At 52.7% G+C, this 24,113-nt stretch carries 15 protein-coding genes; 11 read left to right on the top strand and 4 right to left on the bottom strand.

Annotated elements, in window-relative coordinates; translation table 11 throughout:
* Positions 1-42: 42 nt before the first annotated feature.
* Together I0K07_RS12415 and I0K07_RS12410 are read right to left on the bottom strand one after the other, a co-directional pair.
* The gene (locus I0K07_RS12415) at positions 43-5,505 is read right to left on the bottom strand and encodes a glycoside hydrolase family 99-like domain-containing protein (RefSeq protein ID WP_203293890.1); all 5,463 of its coding nucleotides are present in this window, start codon (positions 5,503-5,505) and stop codon (positions 43-45) included.
* Positions 5,506-5,926: 421 nt separating this feature from the next.
* The gene (locus I0K07_RS12410; protein WP_203293888.1) at positions 5,927-7,366 is read right to left on the bottom strand and encodes a hypothetical protein; all 1,440 of its coding nucleotides are present in this window, start codon (positions 7,364-7,366) and stop codon (positions 5,927-5,929) included.
* Between the two features lie 120 nt (positions 7,367-7,486).
* Between I0K07_RS12410 and I0K07_RS12405 the strand changes: the two genes are divergently transcribed.
* Positions 7,487-11,683, top strand: coding sequence for a glycosyltransferase (locus tag I0K07_RS12405; RefSeq protein ID WP_203293886.1), 4,197 nt, complete (start codon positions 7,487-7,489; stop codon positions 11,681-11,683).
* 1 nt (position 11,684) lies between these two features.
* Complete coding sequence (locus tag I0K07_RS12400) at positions 11,685-12,506, top strand: hypothetical protein (RefSeq protein WP_203293884.1); 822 nt, start codon at positions 11,685-11,687, stop codon at positions 12,504-12,506.
* A gap of 36 nt (positions 12,507-12,542) precedes the next feature.
* On the opposite strand, the gene I0K07_RS12395 is transcribed toward I0K07_RS12400, so the two are convergent.
* Positions 12,543-13,661: a polysaccharide pyruvyl transferase family protein gene (locus tag I0K07_RS12395; RefSeq protein ID WP_203293882.1), complete on the bottom strand. Its 1,119-nt coding sequence runs from the start codon at positions 13,659-13,661 to the stop codon at positions 12,543-12,545.
* 379 nt (positions 13,662-14,040) lie between these two features.
* Here I0K07_RS12395 and I0K07_RS16000 point away from each other — a divergent pair, with 379 nt between their 5' ends.
* The 4 genes from I0K07_RS16000 to I0K07_RS12375 all read left to right on the top strand — a co-directional run bounded on the left by I0K07_RS16000 (position 14,041) and on the right by I0K07_RS12375 (position 17,197).
* Complete coding sequence (locus I0K07_RS16000; RefSeq protein ID WP_203293880.1) at positions 14,041-14,550, top strand: methyltransferase domain-containing protein; 510 nt, start codon at positions 14,041-14,043, stop codon at positions 14,548-14,550.
* A 1-nt stretch (position 14,551) separates the two neighbouring features.
* The gene (locus tag I0K07_RS12385) at positions 14,552-15,514 is read left to right on the top strand and encodes a phytanoyl-CoA dioxygenase family protein (RefSeq protein WP_203293878.1); all 963 of its coding nucleotides are present in this window, start codon (positions 14,552-14,554) and stop codon (positions 15,512-15,514) included.
* 67 nt (positions 15,515-15,581) lie between these two features.
* Positions 15,582-16,436, top strand: a complete 855-nt coding sequence (locus I0K07_RS12380) for an ABC transporter permease (protein WP_203293876.1) — start codon at positions 15,582-15,584, stop codon at positions 16,434-16,436.
* Between the two features lie 2 nt (positions 16,437-16,438).
* Positions 16,439-17,197, top strand: coding sequence for an ABC transporter ATP-binding protein (locus I0K07_RS12375; protein ID WP_238934826.1), 759 nt, complete (start codon positions 16,439-16,441; stop codon positions 17,195-17,197).
* Between the two features lie 85 nt (positions 17,198-17,282).
* Here I0K07_RS12375 and rfbA read toward each other — a convergent pair whose 3' ends face one another.
* Entirely contained in the window at positions 17,283-18,161 is an 879-nt protein-coding gene (gene rfbA, locus I0K07_RS12370) for a glucose-1-phosphate thymidylyltransferase RfbA (RefSeq protein ID WP_203294025.1), read from the bottom strand.
* Between the two features lie 137 nt (positions 18,162-18,298).
* Here rfbA and rfbC point away from each other — a divergent pair, with 137 nt between their 5' ends.
* From rfbC to glmS, 5 genes are all read left to right on the top strand, one after another.
* The gene (gene rfbC, locus I0K07_RS12365) at positions 18,299-18,874 is read left to right on the top strand and encodes a dTDP-4-dehydrorhamnose 3,5-epimerase (RefSeq protein WP_203293874.1); all 576 of its coding nucleotides are present in this window, start codon (positions 18,299-18,301) and stop codon (positions 18,872-18,874) included.
* A 39-nt stretch (positions 18,875-18,913) separates the two neighbouring features.
* Positions 18,914-19,978 carry a dTDP-glucose 4,6-dehydratase gene (gene rfbB / locus I0K07_RS12360; protein ID WP_203293872.1) on the top strand — a complete coding sequence of 355 codons (1,065 nt, stop codon included), beginning with the start codon at positions 18,914-18,916 and terminating at the stop codon, positions 19,976-19,978.
* The gene (rfbD, locus tag I0K07_RS12355; RefSeq protein ID WP_203293870.1) at positions 19,978-20,871 is read left to right on the top strand and encodes a dTDP-4-dehydrorhamnose reductase; all 894 of its coding nucleotides are present in this window, start codon (positions 19,978-19,980) and stop codon (positions 20,869-20,871) included. The genes rfbB and rfbD overlap by 1 nt, the downstream gene beginning before the upstream one ends.
* Before the next feature lie 88 nt (positions 20,872-20,959).
* Positions 20,960-22,177 carry a glycosyltransferase family protein gene (locus I0K07_RS12350; protein WP_203293868.1) on the top strand — a complete coding sequence of 406 codons (1,218 nt, stop codon included), beginning with the start codon at positions 20,960-20,962 and terminating at the stop codon, positions 22,175-22,177.
* A 23-nt stretch (positions 22,178-22,200) separates the two neighbouring features.
* Positions 22,201-24,024, top strand: a complete 1,824-nt coding sequence (gene glmS / locus I0K07_RS12345; RefSeq protein WP_203293866.1) for a glutamine--fructose-6-phosphate transaminase (isomerizing) — start codon at positions 22,201-22,203, stop codon at positions 24,022-24,024.
* Positions 24,025-24,113: the final 89 nt, after the last annotated feature.

The following is a 24,113-nucleotide window of genomic DNA, read 5'->3' as shown; positions in this document are numbered from 1 at the left end:
AGCCAAACATCATCCTGTCACGTAATCGAGAGGCGGGGCAATTCACTTCACAGCATTGATGTCACCCAATGCCTGTCTTAGTTCGTTTGGATCAGAAGTTTCTTCCAGACTAAAGTGTTGCACCAAGTTTTTAAGATAAGAATTTGCTTTCCGTCGCGCCTCAGCCGAAACAGGAAATTTGGCTGAGACGTGGCGCTGCATCCGCGAAATCTCGCTCAACTCCGGCAGCCCAAACCGTTGTATCGTCACACTTTCGCTGTGCCGACGATGATGGTTCAGAGGCTCGGGAGAGAATGCAATGTCGCCCTTCTGAAGGAGGTGCACGTACACGCACCAATCTCCAGCTACTCGGAATGAAGTGATCTCTGCCATATTTGCAGAAAGCGTTTCCCGCAAAGGATCAGCTCGAAAAACTGCTCCACTTACATTCGGAATGGTGTTTTTTATACATAGAGCCGACTGAAGTTCTTTTTGGCCAGAATTAATATACTCTGAGCCCCATTTTTCGCTAGAAATATCTCTAACATAATCAATATAGCTATTTGCTAAGACCGTTCCATGTTCGTCAATTTGCTTTGATTCTGTAAAGGAAACTACAATAGACTCATGTAGAAAATGACGGGTGGCAACCTCGAGAAAGCGAGGGTCTGCGCAATCATCAGCTTCAGCAATCCAAACCAATTCGCCTTTTGCGATAGAAACGCCTTTCTCCCACTGCTTAAACACGCTTCCACTATTCTTAGTGTTCCTAACGATTTTCCAATTAATTCCGCAGTCGCGAAGTAACTCCTCCGCAACTTCAATGCTGTTGTCTGAAGATGCGTCGTCTAGAATGATTATTTCGCGTGGAGGAATAGTTTGCGCTAATATACTACGAATTCTATCTGTTAGATGATGAGCGTAGTTGTAGTTTGGAACGATGACCGAAACGTTGGGGACTGACACAGGAAGATGGTCGAGGAGGCTACCCACATAGCTTGCAAAACCAAAATTTTCGTTCATGTACGTCAGCCCGCGCAGTCCCATTTCTTCCCGCTCAGCCCTGTTTTCAACCAGCGCTTCGGCGCTTTGGATGAAATCATCTGGCTGGTCTGAGTCCAACGAAACGATAATTTTCTGGCCGGCGAGGTCTTCAATCCCGCCAGTTCCTCCGATCATCGCGACCGGAGTGGCGGCATTCAGCGACTCCAGTGCGGTGGAGGGAAAAGGGTCTTCGCGCGAAGTGAGTGCGTAAAGCGAGGCCGCCTTGTAGTACTCCGCGGTGTGATCAGTAAAACCGAGAAAGTGGATATGTTTCCTCGCTTGCCCGGCGTTTGACAGTAATTCAGCAATGTCGTTGTCCATTTCGGGCGACATTTTTCCTAGCCATACAAAGTGTAGGTGGGGCCACTTTCTGACGGCAGCAATAGCCCAACGCACGAAGGTGTCAGGTCCCTTTCTTCGGTCGGCATAACCTACCCCAAGAACGATCTCTGCATTCGACGGTAAGGCAAGCTTTGTGCGAATGCTTGCGAGAGCTCGGTGCTTCTCATCGAGGCTCGAAATGGAATCTGATTTGTAAAGGCCTTGAGGACGAATGGATGCGTTCCGCCACTGTGCGAGGCCAGCAGATTGCAGGGCTCGATCGCGAACGAACTGTGCAGGAAACACGACGGTGTTCGCGTACTTGTCAAATGACCGCAATGGGTCTTCGAGCTTCATGGCTTTGATGATCGAAGGCAGTTCGTGAACGAGCGCAACCATCTCGATGTCGTGCTCGAACAAGTATGGCGCGATCCAGCCAGATGCTGCGGAATTGATGATTGCAGCTCTGAAGTTCTGGGCTTTGTATCTCGCGATGATGGCCCGGAGTTCGACTGGATCGCCGGACTGCGCATCGACTATCTCGAGCGTCCCCAAAGTCTCAAAATCAGACGCCAGAGGGCCTGGGCCACAGCTTATGCAGGCGACTTGAAACCCGAAGCGGTTCTTGAGCGTTTTAAGAAGGTTGAGCGAAAGGAGCTGCGCGCCATGTGGGTGGAGATCATGCGTGACGACTAAGATCTTTTTTTTTTGGGATATCTGCCCGCCAGTCAGGGCACGACGGGTTGCTTCCAGCCATGCATAACCATGCTTGGCGTCTGGCTCTAGGTATGTACCTTCAGCCCATTCGTTCCAGGCGTTGATAAAGACCACGCGCTCATCCGCGGAATCAAATCTCTGGCATGTGTCGTCTACGGCATTCTCCAACCACAGCTGATAGGAAGTGGGGGTGGCATTGAGAAATACTGCGCCATCCTTCGGGCGTCGCGCTGTATTGTCCCAATCTGTTGTAACCCCGCGGAAAAGTTTGAATCCGGGATCTTTGTATGACTGGCTTTGACCAGCAAGTTTCCGCCAGTCATACAGCTTCAAATCTCGGGATGACACCGAGCGTTCCGCCAAATCGGGTTCTGGGTCTAGACCGCAATTGTTTGGCGGGAATTCGATGGCAGCGTCAAAGCCGTGGTCGGACGGAGGGGTGTTTTCAAAGGCATGGGTCGATGCGAGAAAGATTTCTCCGATGCCATTTTCGCGCGCCCATGTTCGCCAACGAAGAGCTGTTTCCTTGGGGGAGGGCAGGAGTTCTGGCCGGTACACTACGAGTAAAGGGCGACCTTCAATTCGGATGTAGCGTGGATCGTTCAGATACTGAGCGACATGGGAAATAAATGCGATGTCGTCAGCCGGGGAATGGTCCTGAGAGATAAGAATATCCTGTTCGCGGCCATCCCATCGCCGGCTCCAGTTTTCGTTCGCCCAACATAGGCAGAATGGAAATTCAATCTTCTCGTTCTTGAGGTAGTTGAGAAGTGGGGTTTCCAGCAGTCTCTTTCCCGCAAACCAATAGAAGTAAAAACAAAATCCGGAAAGGCCGTGGAGAGCTGCTAGCTCGGCCTGGCGTTCCATGACACTCGGGTCGGAGATGAGATCGTAATAGCCCAGTTCACCCGGCTCGCGAGGTTGATAATGTCCGTCAAATAGCGGCTGAGCTGCGCGAACTTTGGTCCACTCGGTGAAGCCTTCTCCCCACCATGCGTCGTTCTCTGGGATAGCGTGAAATTGCGGGAGATAGCTTGCAATTGCGCGGACTTTTACTGAAGCGGGAGGTGTGAGGGCTGTGAGAGGGACGGGCCCGTCCAGAGTTGGGTCGGTCGGTGCTTCTAGAAGCAGACTGCCCACGGGAGCTTTCTGAGGCGAGTAGGGGCGTGCCTTCTGCTCTGCCCTCCATGCTTTGTACGGCTCGGTCCAAGAGAAAAAAAACGGCATCGTGGAAAATGCGGCTCCTGCCAACTTCCCTCGAGTGGCAGGAGCAAGTGGCACGCGCTGCCAAGCGGCGCGCGCGGCCCTTGCACCAAATTCTTTCGTTGTCCCCACTGGATTACGAACAAGTCTGCCGATGGCCCTAAGAGGGCTTGTAATCTTCCATGACAGGCTGCGTCGGATTTCGTTGACTTCCGCTCGGGCGAGGAGGGCGTTGCGCCTTTTCGCTTGCAGGTCCTGGGTTAGCTGCTCAGCGCGTGACGCGGATTCGGCGTAGCTCCGCTGTATTGACTTCGCTTTAGTGGCCTCTGCGTCTCGCTGCTGAGAGAGCTTGTCCAGAGCGGCCTGGGACGCCTGCTCTTTAGCCCTAGCCGATTGCTCCATAGCAGACAGGGCGGTCTGGTGTTGCTTCGTGAGCTCTTTGGTTTGCTCTGCGTAAAAGTTTCGGGCGGCTTCACCTTCTGAGGCGAGCCGCGCGATTTCGGCAACTAGACGAGCGCGGTCTTGAGAGTGTTCTTGATCGCGTTTTTCGAGTGAGTGTTGGGCCTGTGCAAGAGCGGCTGATTTTTCTTTGAGCTCGGTGCTTAGAGCTTGGTTCTTTTCGCTAAGCGCCTTTTGCGCTTCTACGGCTTGTTGAGTGGATTTGCTATTTTTCGTTTTAGCGGCCTCCAGAGCGGAAGCGAGCTGGCGTTTCTCGTCGATAAGGGCGCCTATCTCTGCGCTACTTTCTACTGCTAGAGAGCTGAGCTCATTGGCTAGAGTTTCGTATCGCTCTGTGATGGCACTGTAGTCGGCCGTCAATGACTGTATGCGCAGATCCCGCTGTGAAATTTTCGCGACCAAGGCATTCTTGAGATTGTCAAATTCGGCCTTAGTTTGCTGTAGCTCGCGTTCCAAATCAGATTTTTGTTCAAGCAAAGCGCCTATCTCAGCATTATTGCTCAGCTCTTTGGACCTGAGTCGTGCGTGAACTTCTTCGAAACGCGTAACCAGCTCGTCTCGTTCGTCCGACAGCTCTTGTATCCGGTCCGCATGGGCCGTCAGATCGCTTTCATAATTTTGTTGTTGAGCGTCTAGCTTTGTTCGAATTGCGGCGGTTTTTTCTTCGAGAGCTCTGATTTCTTCATGATGTAAATTGCGCAGTGATTCGATCTGTTCTTTCTGAGAGTTTTCGGCATCTTGGTTATCTCTGACTATGCGCCTTAGTTTGCTCTCTTCTTGCTCTTTTTTTTCTATGACACTTGCCAACTCTTCGGCGTGGCGTGCTTTCAGGTCTACAAGCTGTTCTTCGGCGGCCTTTTCTGCAGCTTGTCGCTGGGTTTGGGATGCCTCTAAAGCTTTTGTAGTTTCCTGGAGTTTGGACTCAGCGGTTTGCACCGCCCGGTTGGCCTTCGCGCGATGGTCTTCTATCGAATCTGCATAGTCGAGAACCGGCGCGATTTGGAGAAACTGTCGTTCCAGCTCGTCCCATGTTTCAGTCTCAAGCGGATTGACCTTTTGTGCGTCCGCGCCTTGGCGTGTGAGGTTGGAAATGATGTTTTCAATATCCAACAAGAACTGAGGCGCCAGCCCCGAACGCGCAAGTTCCCCCTTACCAGTATGGTGCCGCCGAAGGTCTTTTGATAGGAACGCGTTTGTGTATTCCTGCACCCCTTCGTCATCTTGACGGGGCTCCGGGAGAGCAAGCGCAGTGGAAATCCGTTGAAGTTCGGCAATCGGATCTTCCAAGACCTTGTCGTAGCTCACAAATACGCGTGGCCGGCCTTGCGAATAACGGACGGCCTGCAAGACATGTTTTGCCCAGAGCAAAACACCCTTGGTCATAGGAAATTGATCTCGTGCCTGCAGCGAGGCGGCCGTGTCCAGAGGGTTGCGAACTGTAATAATGTACCGGTCATCCAAGTCGAGGTCTTGAAAGATGCAGCGCCAAAGTGGCAGGACGACAGCCGTCCTCGGATCTTTGAAGCCGAAGACTTTGGAGTCGGCTCCGTATTGCGCCAGCTTTAGTGAAAGGAGCGCAGCGCCTTCGCGACGTTCCGCGGAGAATTCCGGGCCTTCTAGAAGCGAGCTGTTGAGAGGCGCGAGCTTGTGCCAGGAGCTTTGCGCTTTGGATAGTACCTTTTCGTTGAACCGGTAGATGTCCAAGTCTTCCCAGAAACCCTTGTCGTTTTCATCCTCCTTTGCCGGCATCATGCTGCTACCGAGTTCGACACCCAAAGCCAAGAGGCCTCTGGTGATAGCACTAGAGCCGGATCGGTGCATGCCAAGGACCACGACGACACGCTGTTTTGGCTTCGGGGCGGAAGATTGAGTTTTGGTCAGAGGAGATTGTTGGCGGGGTGATTCTGGAGCGGGCTTTCTTGCGCTGAGCTTAGCTGCTTCTGCCGCCTCGTTGGATTGAGTGCGTGACTTTGTTTCGGCCTTGGGTGACCTTTGATTGGTCTTGTCCGAACCCTTCGTCGAAGCCGAGGATGCGCTTTTTTTCTTGGGGCGATTTGTGGCTGTAGGCTTAGGCGTGCGCATTGAATTCGGAACTCATTTTGACGACGGCAAACATTAGGGATTCCACCGTAACCTCATGGCGTATCCTTGCAATTGATGCAACTGATGTGCTGTCGGTACCCCTTATCGATTCCTTGGTTGGCTAAATGACCTTGCGCAACATGTTTTTGAGTGAGCGCAGGCGTCGAGCGAGCAAAGTATGCAGGCGTTTTCTGAGCGGCCGCCGCACCGGACCCGGAGCGGGGCTAGCCAATTTAACGGGAACTTTGTGCTCATGGATTCCATGGTTGACAAACCAATCATAGAAAGCCGCACGGCTAGCGCTACTGGCAAGTGAAAAAGCTGTTTGGATATCTGGGCGAGACCGCCAAACCTCCAACATGAACACAGTTATGGGAGCGTGGAAGTCTTGGTCCACGTCGGGTGCGAGTTGCTGCAATTGCTGGTAATTAATTTGGAATGGTAGTGCCCGTCGACCTGATTTTTTTGCACGAATGTACAATCGACGAACTTCGGGGGGGATTGGGTCTCCGTTCGCCAGAAAGTTGAATGCGTAACTCACCGTTGACCACTCCCGGTGTCCGTTGGCTTTGAGGTTTTCTAAGTACGATTGCAGCAATTGTTTCAGGTCTGGAGTGTGGTCCGGCTGTATGCGATTCTGATGCTTCGAGAACACCCGACCTTCGTCCGGTGTCACCCCAGAGAAGTGGAAAAAGTACAGCTTTTGATCACCGGCGAAGAAGGTATCGCCATTTTTTGAAATCCGGCGGTGCGATAGATTCCAATATGCAGCATTGTAACCGGGATGCCGGAGGATCACGGTATTCTCGACGAAGCTTGGTATGAATTCAGCGAATTTCTGGTCGACAAACAGTCCTTGAGAAAGATCGACGAGGCAATCCGTCCGGCATTTCCCAGCCCACCAATCAAGGAATCGTCTGACGTTGTCCGTGTTAGAGAATGCAGCAAAACCGAGATTGTAAGTGCCCGAGCGCAGGATCTCAAAATCGGTTGGCAGCTTGCCATCATCTTTCAGGGGTTCGGTAAGATGGGGGGTTACAATTGCTGCAGCGCCATTAACCAACGCCGACGTGACATGCTCGAGAGGTCTATAAACCTTTATGTCGGGATCAAGATAGACTGCAGCGTCCGCGCCTTCGGTGTCGAATAAATGCTTAAAACAAAACGGCTTTATCGCGGTGTTGAACTCCATGACCGTGTAGCGAAAGGTCATGTCGTCGAAATCACCCAAGCTTAGTTCTTCTGCAGGAATTATTCCGTCGCAGGGCGGAATCCCGTCTAAGGGTGAGTCGGCCAGAAAAATTCGAAAACTAGTCTCTGGGTGGGCTTTCAGAACCGAAGCCCGGAGCGTAAGTGCGAACGCAAGGTAGTTCTTCGAGCAAATTGTGAAATAGATTAACTTCATTAGTTTCAATGGGTTCGGGTTTTTTGTTTTTTGGCGCTCGGTGGTGTGCAGCCTGCTTTCAATTTTAGTGGGCTTGCCGCAGCGGGTAGAGAGTGGTTGTGTCGAGCCTCTAATATCGGCCGTATCTTTCTGGCTGCCTCCCTTGCACGCCGACATGTTTATTCATATGGACAAACGCGTTTCCGGTCCATTTGGATGTCATCGGGCTGCAGCGTGCTTGGGAGTACGATTTGTGGCTCGCGGAGTTTTCGTGCCAGGAGCACACTAGGGGGCAATATGAGCGCGGTGGTTGGCGTTGTGAACCGTTTTTCCGAGTTTAGGGAGAAAGGCGTCTCGGCGGATATTGCGTTAATTTTTGACGCTGAATACTACATCCGAAGCAATCCTGATGTGGGTGCAGACGAAGCCACTGCGATTGCGCACTACTTGCGCATTGGATGGGCTGAAGGACGAAATCCGTCTCCCTTGTTCGACAATGATGCGTATCTTGACGCTTATCCGGACGTAGCAGAGGCCGGCTTTAATCCTCTTGTTCACTATGTGGGAGCCGGGGCAAAAGAGATGCGAAACCCGCATCCCTTGTTTGACAGCAGCTGGTACTTGGAGCGAAATCCAGACGTTGTCACAGCGGGGATTAACCCGCTGGCACACTATCTTTCTGCGGGTGCTGCGGAAGGGCGTACGCCGAACCCTCTTTTTGATCCGAAGTGGTACAAAGTTCAGGCTGGATTGTCGGGTATTGCTGGCGCGCTTGAGCACTATATTTTAGAGGGAGCAAAACAAGGTTTTGCCCCTCATCCCCTATTCGATGGGAAGTGGTATCTGGAACAATATACAGACTTGGCCGAGCGAAATGTGAATCCTCTGGCTCATTACTTGGCGCGAGGCGCCATTGAGCACAGGCAGCCGCACCCGCTATTCGACGCGAAATGGTATTTGTCTCGATATGATGACGTTGCCCGGGCTGGGGTGAATCCATTGGTACACTACGTGTGTTCCGGAGGGGGCGAGCGTCGTTGGCCCAACCCCTTGTTCGATCCTGACGCTTACTCAAAAGCTGCAGGTCTTCGTGCTGATGAAAATCCCCTAAAGCACTTCATCATAAAAGGCCTTGGCAAGGGGGTCGCTACGCATCCCTTGTTTGATGCGAAATGGTACTTGGACCACTGTGGTGATGCGGCGGCAGCGCGGGCGAACCCGCTGGCCCATTACCTCCAATATGGAGCCGCAGAAAAAAGCTCGCCTCATCCGTTGTTCGATGCCGCTTGGTATCTCAACGAGTACCCAGACGTGGCTGCTTCAGGTTTGAACCCGTTGGTTCACTTTGTAGAACTGGGCTGGAAAGAAAACCGAAACCCGTCCGCTTATTTTGATGTCCGGTGGTATCTGAAAAGCCATCAGGACGTTGCCAAAGCCGGAATAAACCCGCTGGTGCACTATTTGAGCCACGGATGGAAAGAAGGGCGCGCGACATCGGAGCGTTTTGACACCCAGTTCTATCTTGAAGAAAATGACGACATCGAGCGCGCTAAGCTGAACCCGTTGGCGCACTACATCCACACCGGACGTTATGAGGGCCGGACAGCGGTTCCGATGGTGGACCCCAAATCCAAGCCAGGGCAACCCAATTTGGGCGCGGCGATAGGCTGCCCCGTTGTGGTGTACGAGAGTCACAATCTCAAATTGCAGGGTGCACCCAACAGCCTTTTTGAGATTGCCAAAGGTGTCCACTCTCGTCGGCACTTCCAGCCGGTCCTGATGGCTAATGAGCCTGGCCCGTTGTCAGAGCTTTACGATCGTGAGGGTATCCAATTTGTCGCGCATGGCGTGTCTCAAAATCGCATGAAAGACGCGTCTTTGCGTGACGGGTTCATTCAAAAGCTTGCGGATTTATATAAGGAAATCAATGCAAGCGTCGTCCACGTCAATACGCTTCAGAATTTTCACTGTATCTTGGCCGCGGATCGTGCCGGAATTCCATCGGTTTGGAATGTCAGGGAAAGTGAAGACCCTGAAACCTACTATGATTATTTGAGCGAAGATTTAAGGGAGATGGCTTATTCGGCATTCGATAAGGTTTCGACTGTCGTGTTTGTCGCTGACGCGACTCGAAAGTTGTGGCTGCCCAAACTGCAGGGGGTGGCTCAAAGCCAGACTATTCTGAATGGTATTGATGCTGACCGGCTGAAGAAATTTGTGCACTCGGCTGATCGAAGGAGCATACGAAAATCCTACGGGATAGAAGACGACGATGTAGTTGTCCTCTGCGTGGGAACCGTGATCCCGCGCAAAGGGCAGCAGGATATTACCGCTGCCATCGCCAGACTTGATGACAAGGCGAAGTCCCGAGTCGTCTTGGCAATCGTTGGTCTTAACGCCAGCGAATATTCAAGAACTGTACGGAGCGAAATGGAAGCGCTGGAGGCGCAAGGAATTCGCACGATAGCGATTGAAGAGTCACGGTCCGATGAGCAGCGGAAGTCTGTCGCGGAACTGTACAAGGCGTCGGATGTATTTGTTCTTAGCTCCAGGATTGAAAGTTATCCCCGTGTTGTATTGGAGGCGATGGAGTTTGGTTTGGCCGTCGTATCTACTCCCTGTTTTGGCGTGAAGGAGCAGTTGGTAGATGGCGAAAGCGCTCTCTTCTATGAAGAGGGTGATGCAGATGAACTTGCCAGCCATATCGGCTCGTTTGTGAATGATGATGAGCGTCGCGCTAACTTTGCGCGGGCCGCGCATGACCGTTTGAAGGTGTTGAATAATTACGAGCAAATGTTAGCCGCGTATGAGGGGGTCTACCGCCGCTTGCTGGCAACCAAAGAAGGGCGCCCATCACATCAATCAGATCCTCGGAGTCCGGCTGATGATGTTGCGCCGGAGGCTTACTCTCATCAACTTTCAATTCTGGTGATCTCACGTACGCCTGAAAATATGAGTCGCGTCCTGCAGACCATTAATCGCGAACGTTTGTCTGCTCCGTTCGAAGTATTGTGCTCTTGGAATGGAGACACAGAATCCGCAAATGACATAGATATTCCAGCCGGAATGGACTTTCGTCTTATTGAGCAGCGACCTTATAATTTTGCCCGAAATAATAATGGTTTAGCTGCTAAGGCGCGTGGGCGATACTTGCTGTTCCTCAATGATGACGTGATCGCAGACGAAGGTGCCATTCGCTCGGCGCTGTGTGCAATTAAAGACCCGACAGTCGGAATGGTAGGCATCAATTTGCGTTACCAGGATGACCGCCTTCAACATGCTGGCGTATTTTTTGACGAACATGGCAAACCGTTTCACCGTCTAAAGCACCAGGTTAAGTGGGACGATCCTAGTATTGCTGCTGATGAGTTTGTGCCTTGTGTAACGGGTGCCTTCATCATGATGCGGGCAGCAGAGTTCAATGCCGTGCGTTTTGATGAGGCCTTCAACGTTTGTGGTGAAGACATTGCTCTGAACTTGTCCTATCGGGAGCGATTTGACCGAGAAATACTATATGTCGCCACCGCGACCGCGGTGCATGTCGAGAACGCAACGCGAAAGAAAACCGGCGAGACTAAGACGCCAGCTGAGGATATGGAACGAATCTTGTCCTATTCGCGGCGTGAAAAGGCGGGGTGCCAGTTGACGGAAGTGCGTCGACCCAAAGTGCGCATTGTCACAGAAAAGCCCGGTTGGATAATGCATCGCAAGGCCGCCGAGATTCAGCGTCACTTTGGTGAAAAAAATGTCCGCATCAATCAGGATTGGTCCGACGCGGAAATCCACTACTACATTAACTACGGATATTTTCGGGCGAAGCCAAAGCACGGGATTACAGTAGCTAACTTCACTCACTACGATCCCGATCACCTTGCCGACAAGTTTGAGCAAGTGGCGCATGAGGTCGACCACTGCATTGCCGTTTCCGAGGCAACCGCCGATGTTCTGCGCGGTATGGGCGTGCCCGACGACAAAATCTCGGTAATTGTCGTCGGTGCCGATGTTCACTTTCAGCCTCTGTTGACTCTAGGCGTAGTCGGACGCGTCTACCCTGGTGGCCGCAAGGGAGAAGACATCATCAAGTCACTGCAAAGCGATCCCGAGGTCGTGAAGCATGTAAGGATCGTGGCTGCGAAGGAAGGCTGGGAGTCGCCCGTTTGGTCATTTGATGACCCTGCTGATTTCTATCGCGCAGTTGACTATCTGCTCGTTCCTAGCCGCCTCGAGGGAGGGCCCGTTCCATTTATGGAAGCCTTGGCATGTGGAACAATGAGCATCGCTCCCGAAATCGGTGTTGTCCCGCAATTCCCTCACATTTCTTACCCCACGGGAGATGTTGAGGCGTTGAAGAAAGTGATTTTGGATCTGGCATCTAAGCACGTAGAGCAGCGGATGCCTTTGACTAAGACCATGCGTGGTGTTGACTGGGCCGGATGGTCCGTAGAGCATGAGAAGTTGTTTAGGTTTTTGCTTGCGGAAATGGTAGGGGATTGAGATGAGTTCTAAAGATCCTAAAAGTATTTTTATTATGGGGACGGCGAAGACAGGAACCACGCTACTGTATTACTCGCTCAAATCTAGCGCCGAGAGAATCTTCGGTCCCTATAAAGGCGTATTTGAACCTCGGACTGAGGCAGACATCAGGGGTAGTTTCAGTCATCCCTGTGTTGTGAAAATGCTTATGGAGAGATTTAATCGTTGTAGTGACAAGGGTTTTATCGATCACTTTGGTACTAGGATTTTGATAGTCAGAGATCCGAGGGATACGATTGTCAGTCGAATGTTGTATCAAATGAGAGATTTCTTCACTGAGGATAGTGGTCCAAAAGTTCAGAGTATTGTCGATTTAATTCAGTCCAAAGAGAGGGATCCATCTAGCGTCAGCGTGTCTGAGCTCTATTCCGAAATTGGTCGCATTATGGGCTTTAGTTTCTCTTGGGAAATGGCGGCCGAGAATGCCCTTTCAACTATCAATGCCGATGGCCTCGATGGTTTTTACACAATGCGATACGAAGACATGATTGATGGACGTTGGGACGGGCTTTCCACTCATGTTGGATTCCCTGTAACACCAGCAGAGGTCAAGGGTAGTCACCAGCGCGTTCGGCGTGGAATGGCGTACGGTGATTGGAATAAGTGGTTCACGGATTCAGACGTCCAGTTGTTTAAGCCTGTATTGGCCGCGTCGATGAAACGGGCTGGGTATTTGGACGATTGGGAACTTGCCTCCAAGCCTTACATCGATCCCGCGAGTGGTTCTGAATATGTTGAACGTCTTTTCAAGTTAAAACTTGAGGCCATTAATAGTAAGCAATAAAAGATTTCGCCGGCAATTTGTCCTATAAATATGGTGCTATTCACTCAATGGCGTTTCTACGTTGTTTTCTTTCAAGAATGAAATGTATGAATCTATATTCTTGGCCCGTTTCTGGTAATATTTTGAGAGGTTAAGTTTTTCATAGGCTTTCCTTATGCCGCGCTTTGAGATGTCGGCTTTGTTGGCGTCGATGTGTGGTATCCCGGCGAATTCGGCCATCTCGCGTGTGCGGCTGTCATGATACAGTAGCATGCCGGGTGTTCCGGAGTTCAGCGCCATGATCGTGCCGTGCAGCCGGGTTCCATAAACGAATTGGTACGCTGGCATGGCATCAGCCCAAGCGTCTACATCCAAGAAGGTTTTGCCTTTTTGGCGTAGGTATTCAGACAGCTCTTGCCAGTTGGAGGATTTGTAAATCTCGTTGATGAGCATCAGTGTTCGCTCATTGTGCATTTCGGGTTCGTTTTCAAAGCCCAGCAACAAGGCTAGTTCTTCTAGTTCCGATTGGAAGAGAAGGTCCAGGCGGTGGGAATAAGCAAACCGAAAGATGTCCCGGTTTGGGCTAGCTTCGCGGGCGTAGGGCGCATGGCTTGCTGAATATCGTGTGGGGTGAAGCAAGCAGCGAGACAAATCGAAGGTCTCTAGTCGTGGTGACTGAAACTGGCGAAAGTCACAATAAAGAGAGGGGCAACCCGTCACGCGAGTATCGCGATAACCGAGGCGGTGCAGCACGTTTTGCGTAAATTCGCCACGCACCGAGACGCTAGTGGCGCGATCGAAAACAGCGCGAAGAAAACGTTTCGTTCCATCCTTGAGCGGAATCGCCGTATCGTAGCCCTCATTCTGCGCCCCTAGGCCGATAATAACGACTGGAATTTTCAGCTTTTCGAGAGGTTCGGCAACGTGACCGAAGTCGACATTTGCGTTGATCCAGTTTGCGGCTGGAATGATTATCGCATCATACTCTTCATTCGCCTTTTCGGCGTCAAAAACGAAATTGAGACGGGTTTTCTGGCCGCCGACCTGCCGCCAAACGGCGTTTGTAAAAAGCAAATTCCCAGTGTTGCATCCTAACGCTTGATACAGATGCGAAAAGTCAGAGAAGTTGGCGGGATTCGGGCGCTGCAAGAGCGAAACAATTCCATATCGCGGCATTGAAATAACTAGCTTAAAAAGGGAGGCTTAGGTTGGGGGCTCTAGTGTCGAACGGGGCATCCTTAGCAGCAGGATCAGGCCAAGAGAACCCGTATTGCAGAAGCGGGTTCACAGGCAGCCCTTCCTGTTGCGAATTGGTATGGATCTAGTGGACAGAGAATTTGGCGTGACAGAAATAGTTTTCTCTCAAGAGGGCTACTGCCCAATTTGTGACGCTCCGTCGACATTCTCGTCCCAGTATGAGTGGTTTCGGGATCACTTGGTTTGTTCCGGATGCGCGTCCATACCTCGTGAACGTGCATTGATGCGTGTTCTCCAAGAATTTTTCCCTAACTACCGTGATCTTGTTGTGCACGAGTCGTCCCCAGGAGGGCGTGGCGTGTCGCTTAAGCTCGGTAGAGAGTGTCGCAACTATTCTTACTCGCACTATTTTGATGATGTGGCACCGGGGGCGCTGCATCCAACTCGAGGTGAGCGTTGCGAGAATCTAGAGGGATTGACTTTCGCTGATTCAACCATTGATTTGATGATTTCTCAGGATGTGATGGAGCACATTTTTGAGCCGGCGGCAGCGTTCAGGGAGATCGCGCGAGTTCTCAAACCGGGGGGCGCTCATGTTTTTACCGCTCCTCTCGTGAACAAGGCGAAGCCCTCCCAGCGCCGAGCACAGAGATTGAACGACGGGTCAATTCGGCACTTCTTTGAGCCAGAATACCATGGCAACCCGGTTGACCCGGAGGGGTCATTGGTCACCATGAATTGGGGCTATGATATCGCCTCTTTCATTCTGACAGAAACTGGCATGCCTTCTGTCGTTATTCAAATAGACGACATTTCATCGGGAATTCGAGCGGAGTACATAGAGGTGGTCGTGAGCTTTAAGCATTGATATGGCAGTCGTTGATCTCACCCATTTTCATGAATCTGCCATGTTGTTCGACAGAGTCGGCTTCGACCTGGACGCGTACCTGGCCAAAGCGCCAAGCCCGATGGATTTTGATCTGCGACACCAGATAGAGTCCTGGATGGATACAGGCATTGCCACGTTTGAAGGCGTGGTGAGTTTTGATGAACTGGATGATTTTCTGGGGGACATCGAAAGTCTGTGCGGAAATCCAGGCGCATTTGACCTGGAGATAGAGTCGCGTGGCCAGCGGCATCGCTTGGCGGAGATAGACTTCAATCCCCTGTCCGACACAGGTGTGAAATTCAATTGTCTGGAGAATATTTCTAAGGCGGCCCGTCAGCTTAGTCTGAACAAGTTCGTTTGCGAGTTTTTGGCGCATGTATTCCAAGCGTCTCCAGTGGTGCTGCAGTCACTAACTTTTTGGCGTGGAAGTAATCAACCGGTTCACACAGATTACCCTTATGTTCGCACGCAGTCGAAGTTGTCACATTTAGCGGCGAGTTGGGTCCCGCTAGAAGATATTCATCCAGACGCTGGCCCTTTGGCTTACTATCCAGGGTCTCACAAACCTGAACGAGTGCGTCCCTTTGACTGGGGAGATGGTAGTGTCGTTCTAGAGCCGGATAGTCAGCGATCAGCGGCCGAGCTAGCGCCATACCTCCAGCAGCAACTCAATCTTTCTGGACTTAAACCGAGTGTATTCTTGCCCAAGAAGGGTGACGTACTGATTTGGCATGGCTGGTTGGCGCACGAAGGAACAAAGACGCGCAATCCCGATCTGACCCGCAAGTCATATGTGACCCACTACACGTCTTTGGATGCGTATCCCAAGGCGCACATGTATCCGGATGCATTTGCAACCCAGAGACTTACCCACCTTAATGGTGGATACGTCTTCGACAAGCCTTGGGTGAATGACGCTAAGGCATTGCCGAGTTGGCGCTAACGAGAAGCCGTTGTTCAGCTTGGCTTCTGTTATACCTCATCAGTAGCGGCAAGGGCTATTTGTGACTATGGATGCACACCCTAATGCAACAGTGGCTTCAGAGCCCACTAAGGTTTACTCGGCACAAACCAAAGGCGGCATTGCATCTGCTGTCGAGGATTTGTGGGAAGGACTGAAGCGGGGTTCGATCTGGAGAGCCTTCGCCTGGGATGAAATCCAGCACCGGTACCGAAGAAGCACTTTGGGGCTCGCTTGGATCGTTATCTCATACGTTATCTTCGTGCTTGCAATTACCTTGTTTTTTAGCGGGTTTTCTTCGATGCAATCAGGTGGTTTCGTCGCCTATGTTGCGGTGGGATATGCAGTCTTTGGGTTTTTGATCGGGAATGTAACCGACGGGTGTGTGGTATTCAGTGGCGCCTCAACATGGATCAAAAGTTCTTCTCTGCCATACTCGATTTACATCTATAAGAGCATTGCGAGGTCTTTTTTCCCGTTCATCATTCAGATCGCCACGGCCTTGGTAATTATGGCGTTTTTCGGGTGGCGGCCGCATTGGAGTGGGCTTCTTGCTGTGCCTGCCTTGGCCGTATTCTTGTTAAATGCCATCTGGATTCAGCTATTTTTTGGTCTAATCGCTGCGCGTTGGCGGGATGTTGCTCATTTGGTTGGCGCCTTGACGCGGGTTTTGTTTTTCACAACGCCAATCCTCTGGGTCTTTGAAGAGCGCACCGGGATCGTTCGACAAGTCGCGTCTATTAATCCTTTGACGCACTTCCTGAGGATCTTCCGGGCGCCAGTGCTTGGTGATGTAGTTCCATTGGAAAGCTGGTACCACGTTGCAAGTTGGACTGTCGGGGGGTGGGTTGTTGCTATCTTTTTGGCATCCATTATGCGGCGCCGACTACCATTGTGGGTTTAGTAATGGCTTATGTCTCTGCAGAAAATGTTTCGCTCGTCTTCCCGCTATATTCACGTGCGCAAGTGCAGGGAATGAGTTCGGATGCTCCGCATGATGACCGTCTAATTCTAGCGAATGATGGCAGGGTCCTTGGAGTCAAGGCGCTTGAAAACATATCGTTCGAAGCAAAAAGTGGTGACCGACTGGCGCTAATTGGCAAAAACGGATCCGGAAAAACCACTCTTCTGCAAGTTCTATCGGGAATTATTCCCCCCGATGAGGGCTGTGTAAATATTCGCGGTCGTTCAACCAACCTGATAAATATCAATCTTGGCATGCAGGTAGAGGCGTCGGGGCATCGTAATATTACTCTTCGTGGTTTGGCTGCGGGGCAGTCGCGAGACGAGATTGAGCGTCGCAGACAGGATATCGCAGAGTTTTCAGAACTTGGAGAGTTTCTGGATATGCCGATCGAAACCTATTCTGCAGGCATGCGAATGCGGTTGAATTTTGCGATTGCCACAGCCTTCGATCCAGAAATTCTTATTTTGGATGAATGGCTGAGTGCCGGTGACGCGGCTTTCAAGGCTAAAGCTACCGCACGAATGGCTGAATTCGTTGGCAAGGCAGGCGTTCTGATACTTGCCTCGCACAGCAGGAAGCTGCTGGTTGAAAATTGTAACAAGGCTATTTGGCTCGAAGAGGGGGCAATCCGAGCCACGGGCGACGTAGGAGAACTATTCGACGCCTACGACGCGGAGACAAGTCGCGATTCTCGTTGAGTCCCTTAAATATTGAGCGATTTGGTTCAGGTTACGCGACAAGAATCTTGCGTCACGCGCTCAAGCTTGATTGGAGTATAGGTTGTCACTTAGTCTTGAATTGGTTAGCGATGTTGCCAATGTATTGGCCATATGTTGACTTTTTAAATCGCTCACCTTGAGCTTCGAGTTGTTCCAAGCTGATCCACTTGTTGCTGAACGCGATTTCTTCCAAGCATGATATCAGAAGGCCTTGGCGCTGTTCGAGCAAGCGGACGTACTCCGCGGCTTCAACGAGGGAAGACGGAGTGCCAGTGTCGAGCCAGGCATACCCGCGCCCCATTAATTCGACACGCAGATCGCCGCGCTCAAGATAAGTTTGATTAATGCTAGTGATTTCGAGTTCCCCGCGGGGCGAGGGGGCGACATTTTTCGCAATGTCGATGACATCATTGTCGTAGAAATACAGCCCCGTGACCGCGTAATTCGACTTGGGTGCCAAGGGTTTTTCTTCTAGAGAGATTGCTGCCCCACTATCGTTAAATTCAACGACACCGTAGCGTTCCGGGTCATGTACATGATAACCAAACACGGTCGCACCGGAATCATAACTGGCTGCTCGTTGCAACAATACTGGGAGGCCATGTCCATAGAAGATATTGTCGCCCAACACTAGGCAGACACTATCAGCGCCGATGAAATCCTCACCGATAATGAACGCTTGGGCCAACCCGTCAGGTGATGGTTGGACGGCGTATTCTATCGTTACGCCCCATTGTGAACCATCACCCAATACTCGCTTAAATGCGGTTTGATCTTCCGGGGTTGTGATAATCAAAATATCCCGAATCTGTGCCTGCATCAGCACCGAAAGCGGATAGAAAATCATCGGCTTATCGTAAACCGGTAGTAATTGCTTTGAAACGGAGATCGTCACAGGGTGGAGCCGTGTCCCGCTTCCTCCAGCCAAAATGATACCACGCACTTGAAGTCCGCCCATAAGGTTGCTTTTTGATGTCTGGGCCGTCAATTAGGGCGCCGATTTTGGCCAAGGTGCCCTGATTGGCGGTCTGACATTTGCACCGCTTTAAGCGACGAGCTGTTTTTTAGCAAGGAGTGAACATGGACGTGCAACAGTTAGCGATTCCGGGTGTGGTTGTGCTTACGCCTCGGCGTTTCGGCGATGATCGCGGCTTTTTCACGGAAGCCTACAATGACCGCACTTTTACAGAGGCCGGGATTGGCACAGTGTTTGTTCAAGACAATCACTCATTCTCCAAAGCAAAAGGAACCGTGCGAGGCATGCATTATCAAGCACCCCCTTTCGCTCAGGCTAAACTTGTTCGAGCTATCACTGGCCGAGTGTTGGATGTTGTAGTGGACATTCGAAAAGGGTCTCCTACCTTTGGGCGGTCTGCTTCTGCGGAGCTAACCTCAGAAGGTGGCGAGCAAATATTTGTTCCCCCTGGATTTCTGCACGGATTTCTCACTCTGGAGGCGAATACACACATCGTTTACAAGGTCGACAACTACTATTCGAGCAAAGCAGACGGGGCTGTGCGATTTGACGATCCTGCGTTGGGTATCGATTGGGGTTATGATGTCAGTGCGGCGGTGTTGTCTGAGAAGGATGCCAACGCTGTAAGTTGGCAAGATTTTCAGTCGCCTTTCGACTATGTTGGCTCCACCAAGGCGTGATCAGGTTCTTGGGGCCGCAACACAATGCGAGGGGTTAACATGAAGGTTTTGGTGACGGGCGGCGCGGGCTTTATTGGTTCAGCGGTCGTTCGGCGGGCGATTCAGGAGCGTGGCTTTTCTGTGGTCAATCTCGATGTCCTGACTTACGCTGCCAACCCAGCAAACGTGGAAATGGTTGCCGATGATCCGCGTTATGCATTTGAAAAGGTCGATATTTGTGATGGCGAAGCCGTTTCCAGGGTGTTCGCTAAGCACGACCCGGATGCCGTGATGCATCTGGCTGCCGAGTCCCATGTTGATCGCTCTATCGACGGCCCGCTGGCCTTCGTTGAGACGAATGTGGTCGGCACTGTGAACCTGCTTCAGGCTGCCCGCGAGCATTGGGATAAGCTCGATGGTGCACGTCGGGAGAGTTTCCGCTTTCATCACGTCTCTACGGATGAAGTTTATGGCTCTCTGGGCCCTGATGGATTGTTCACCGAAACAAGTCGGTATCAGCCGAACTCCCCCTATTCGGCGAGCAAGGCGTCTTCGGACATGATGGTTAGGGCGTGGGGGCAAACCTATGGCCTGCCGGTCGTCATTTCCAATTGTTCGAACAATTACGGGCCTTACCAGTTTCCTGAGAAGCTTATTCCTGTCGTGACGATGAAAGCGCTTAGCGAGAGCCCGATCCCGGTCTACGGAGATGGCGCGAACATCCGCGACTGGCTTTACGTGGATGACCACGCCGAAGCTCTTCTCACCATCTTGGAAAAAGGCCGGATTGGAGAGTTGTACAATGTTGGCGGTGATGCCGAAGTGTCCAATCTCGAACTGGTAAAAATGATTTGCGGCATCGTTGACCGCGAGCTCGGCCGGACAGAATCCTCCGAGCGACTGATCGAGTTTGTGAAGGACCGCCCCGGCCATGACTTCCGCTATGCAATCGATGCTACCAAGCTCAAGAATGAACTTGGGTGGACGCAGTCTGTGAGCGTTGAAGAAGGTCTGTCGCAAACGGTGCGTTGGTATCTCGACAATGAGGACTGGTGGAAAGCCATTTTGGATCGCGGCCACACGCTGGAGCGTATCGGGCAAATGACCAGCAGTGCCGCTGAATAATGGCAACGATTCTCATGTTTGGCGCGACCGGGCAGGTGGCGCGTTGCCTGCTGGACCGAGTCGCAACAACCGGACATGTAATCACGGCGCTATCGCGGGCGGACGTAGATTTGATGGATGAGAAGGCTATTGCCGAGGCCATCGCTTCTGCGCCCGATAATGCGATCGTCGTCAATGCTGCAGCCTATACGGCGGTCGACCAGGCAGAGACAGATCAAGAGGCAGCGCTCGCGATCAACGCACGAGCGCCGGGAGCCATGGCGCAAGCCTGTGCGGCACGCGACTTGCCGCTCATCCATATTTCGACCGATTATGTGTTCGACGGCAACAAGTCCGACGCCTATGTCGAAGACGATCCCACCGACCCGCAAGGTGTTTATGGGAAAACAAAGCGCGCGGGCGAGCTCGCCGTGCTGGAGGGGCTGCCGAACGCCGTTATTCTGCGAACGGCTTGGGTGTACTCGCCCTATGGCAAGAACTTCGTCAAGACGATGCTGCGTGTCGGCGCCGAACGGGAAGAGCTTGGGGTAGTGGATGACCAGCTTGGTTGCCCAACAAGTGCGCATGACATCGCTGACGGCATCCTCGCTGTCATCGACCATGTGCCAGTTTCTGACCGGGTGGGCGGGCTATACCATCTTGCAGGTACCGGGGAGGCGAGTTGGGCTGATCTGGCCGATGCCGTTTTCGAGATGAGCGAAGCACGGATGGGGCGGCGGCCTTTGGTCAAGCGCATTTCCAGCGATGCTTATCCGACTCCGGCCAAACGACCTGCCAATTCCCGTCTCAGCTCCAGCCGATTTGAAATGCAGTTTGGGTACCGCGCGCCCCATTGGCGCGATAGTCTGCAGTCGGTCTTGGAGGCCTTGTCTTCTGCTGAAGCCTCCGCTTGAGCGTGCGCCCCAAACACGGAAACTGAAGCGAGTGCGAGCAGACTTGACCGGTGGAACCATAAGCCGGGGCGCTAGGCGAGGGAATTCGATGCAGTCGACCGTGCAATCGGTTTTGCGTTTCTTGAAACGGCAGAAATTGCACAGTTTGCGTGACGATGTGCCGACTTTGGTTGGTCGTCCGGCTGTGGTTGGCCTGTTTCGTTCTGCATCCGGGATTGGGAGTGGCGCACGGTTGCTCTATCGCGCGATGCGCGAAAGCGGCTTCAATCCATCCGCTGTGGATCTCACGGACCTTTTGGCACCTAACAGTGCGCGAGTGGATTGGGCGTTTGAGAACGACCACGCGGCAGATGACAGCTCCGGGCCGTTGATCTTTCACCTCAATGCGCCAGAGCTCCCGTTCGCTTTGTCAGCCCTTGGAGGGCCGGCACTTCGTGACCGTCTGCGCATCGCGTATTGGGCTTGGGAGCTTGAGCAGCTCCCGACAGAATGGCGGCCCTGGATGCAGTTTGTCCACGAAATCTGGACGCCCAGCACATTCACCGCCATGTCCGTTCAAAGCGCAGGCGCGAAAGTTCCGGTTCGGCCTGTCGGGTATGCGCTCGATGCGTTCGATCAGTGTGTCGAAGCTGAATCCCGTCTCGTGAAAAAGCTCGCACCCAGTGGTCAGTCCATAATCCTTCACGCTTTTGATGCTCGGTCGTCCATGGACCGGAAAAATCCATTGGCCGCGATCCGGGTCTTCAAGACTGCGTGTGAGGGGCGAAATGATGCGATACTTCTGCTCAAAGTCTCTGGCTTGGAGTGGCGTAATGAAACCCGCCGACTTCTGGAGAACGCGATCGGGGGGGACCCACGCATCCATATGGCAACGGAAACGCTGTCGGATTGGCACATGAAGTGCCTCATCGCAAACTGCGATGTCTATTTGTCGCCCCACCGCAGCGAAGGTTACGGCCTTATGCTCGCCAAATTCCTGTTGGCAGGTTCTAGCGTCGTGGCGACGAATTGGTCAGGGAATACGGATTTCTCAGATCTTCCGGGTCATCATGGCATCGAATTTGAACTCGTTCCCGTAGAGGATCGGTCAGGGATTTACCGAAGTCGGGGCAATCGTTGGGCGGAGCCCGATTGTGAAGATGCGGCACGATTGCTTCGCCAAGTGTTAGACGACAAGCCGAACGACCGATCCCATGAGATAGCTGCGGCAGCAGCAGTGCGTTTTGATACGGCGAATTGGGCGCAGAAATTGGGTGAGCCTTTTTACGCGCACCAGAGCGCACAATTGAAAGAGATTGCCGGCTAAAGCCCGGGCCTTGGAGGCGATACATGTGCGGAATTGTGGCCGGGACAGGTGTAAAGAACGTCCAGACCTTGTTGCTTGAAGGGCTCAAGCGGCTCGAATACCGGGGGTATGACTCAGCTGGAATCGCGCTGCAGGGGCAAGATGGCCGGGTTCATCGTTGGCGCGCGCCAGGCAAAGTGGTGGGTTTGGAAGCTCTGCTCGACCCGAAGATTGCAGGCAGTACAGGAATTGCGCATACGCGTTGGGCGACGCATGGCGTGCCAAATGAGGCCAATGCGCACCCGCACCAAGCCGGGCGCGTCACTTTGGTGCACAATGGTATAATCGAGAACTTCAAAACGCTCAGAGCGGAACTGGTAGCAGCTGGCCGCACCTTTTCCAGCCACACGGATACTGAGGTTGTTGCTGCGCTCTTTGATCATCTGATCCAGAGCGGACGGCCGCTCCGCGAAGCTTGGCTGGCCACATTGTCGCGCCTGGACGGGGCGTTTGCATTGGCTGCGATGGTAGAGGGCGAGCCTGGCGTTGTCTTCGGGGCCCGTCGAGGCGCTCCCCTGGTTGCTGCCAGCGGAGCAGGGGCGGGCTTTCTGGCCTCCGATATCATGGCGATATCTGGAAAAGCCGAGTCTGTCGTTTATCTGGACGAGGGGGATATCGTCTTCGTTCGGCCTGACAACATTGAAATCGTGAGTGCCACAGGCAAACCCGTTGAACGCCAGCTGGTGGCCGCGCCACGGTCTATCACCATGGCAGAGAAGGGCAATCATCGCCACTTCATGCAAAAGGAAATCTACGAACAGCCAGAGGTCGTGGGCCGAACTCTTGCTGCGTATATCGATACGGAAGACGGCAAAGTGTCAGCCCGGAATGGAGTCGATTTCGCGCAGATAAACCGCCTCCTGATCGTTGGGTGCGGAACGGCCTCTTACGCGGGGCAAGTTGCTGAGTATTGGTTTGAAAAACTCGCTGGGCTTCCTGTGAAGGTCGATATCGCCTCCGAATTTCGCTACCGCGATCCTGCATTCCTCACGGGTGATGCGGCCTTGTTTATTTCGCAGTCAGGGGAAACGGCGGACACATTGGAGGCGCTGCGGCTCTGTAAAAAGGCTGGCCTCCAGACAATCGCGCTTGTGAATTCGCCGCATTCTTCCATGGCTCGTGAAGCAGATGTCGTCGTTCCGACGCTAGCCGGTCCAGAGATTGGTGTGGCGTCGACCAAGGCTTTTACCTGTCAATTGACAGCCTTGGCAGCGCTGGCGGTTCAAGCCGGTGTGCAGCGTGGGCAGCTGGATGATGCTGCGGAAGAAAGTCGTGTGGCTGATCTCATGGCTTTGCCTGGACTGATGAATAGCGCGCTGGCAACAGAATCCAAGATCGACTCCTTGGCCAGCGAGCTCGCGCATGCTTCCATCGTGCTCTATCTGGGGCGCAATGAGTTGTTTCCGATGGCTTTGGAGGGGGCCCTTAAGCTGAAGGAGATCAGCTATATTCACGCCGAGGGTTATGCCGCCGGCGAACTGAAACACGGGCCGATTGCTCTGATTGAGGACGGTGTCGATGTTGTGGTGATTGCGCCGCATGATGCGCTCTTTTCCAAGACGCGATCCTCTATCCAGGAAGTCCGTGCCCGCGGTGCCAATGTGATTGCAATTACCGACGAGGTCGGCGCCCGAGAGCTGGAGGGTGAAGTGAATACTGTCCTGTCACTGCCTGCGGTGAATGGCGCGATGACGGCACCGATTATTTCCGCCGTGGCGGTGCAATTGCTGGCCTACTACATCGCGGTCCACAAAGGCACGGACGTCGACCAGCCGCGCAATCTGGCCAAGTCGGTGACGGTAGAATAACGAAATGTTTCGTGACTTTATGAGGCGGAGGATACTCGCTATAGCCGCTTGAATGCTGGCTGGAATGCTTCTTGTTCCAGGCTTTCTTC

The organism is Maricaulis parjimensis (assembly GCF_016817355.1).
Classification (GTDB): Bacteria; Pseudomonadota; Alphaproteobacteria; order Caulobacterales; family Maricaulaceae; genus Maricaulis; species Maricaulis parjimensis.
The sequence above is the reverse complement of the archived record's forward strand: the minus strand, read 5'-3'. Positions and strand labels throughout refer to the sequence as shown.

Bases quoted from the DNA above. Each gene is read 5' to 3' on its own strand.
- I0K07_RS12410 (WP_203293888.1), bottom strand. From the start codon at position 7,366: ATGTCGGCGTGCAAGGGAGGCAGCCAGAAAGATACGGCCGATATTAGA.
- I0K07_RS12405 (WP_203293886.1), top strand. From the start codon at position 7,487: ATGAGCGCGGTGGTTGGCGTTGTGAACCGTTTTTCCGAGTTTAGGGAG.
- I0K07_RS12400 (WP_203293884.1), top strand. From the start codon at position 11,685: ATGAGTTCTAAAGATCCTAAAAGTATTTTTATTATGGGGACGGCGAAG.
- I0K07_RS12395 (WP_203293882.1), bottom strand. From the start codon at position 13,661: ATGCCGCGATATGGAATTGTTTCGCTCTTGCAGCGCCCGAATCCCGCC.
- I0K07_RS12385 (WP_203293878.1), top strand. From the start codon at position 14,552: ATGGCAGTCGTTGATCTCACCCATTTTCATGAATCTGCCATGTTGTTC.
- I0K07_RS12380 (WP_203293876.1), top strand. From the start codon at position 15,582: ATGGATGCACACCCTAATGCAACAGTGGCTTCAGAGCCCACTAAGGTT.
- I0K07_RS12375 (WP_238934826.1), top strand. From the start codon at position 16,439: ATGGCTTATGTCTCTGCAGAAAATGTTTCGCTCGTCTTCCCGCTATAT.
- rfbC (WP_203293874.1), top strand. From the start codon at position 18,299: ATGGACGTGCAACAGTTAGCGATTCCGGGTGTGGTTGTGCTTACGCCT.
- rfbB (WP_203293872.1), top strand. From the start codon at position 18,914: ATGAAGGTTTTGGTGACGGGCGGCGCGGGCTTTATTGGTTCAGCGGTC.
- rfbD (WP_203293870.1), top strand. From the start codon at position 19,978: ATGGCAACGATTCTCATGTTTGGCGCGACCGGGCAGGTGGCGCGTTGC.
- I0K07_RS12350 (WP_203293868.1), top strand. From the start codon at position 20,960: ATGCAGTCGACCGTGCAATCGGTTTTGCGTTTCTTGAAACGGCAGAAA.
- glmS (WP_203293866.1), top strand. From the start codon at position 22,201: ATGTGCGGAATTGTGGCCGGGACAGGTGTAAAGAACGTCCAGACCTTG.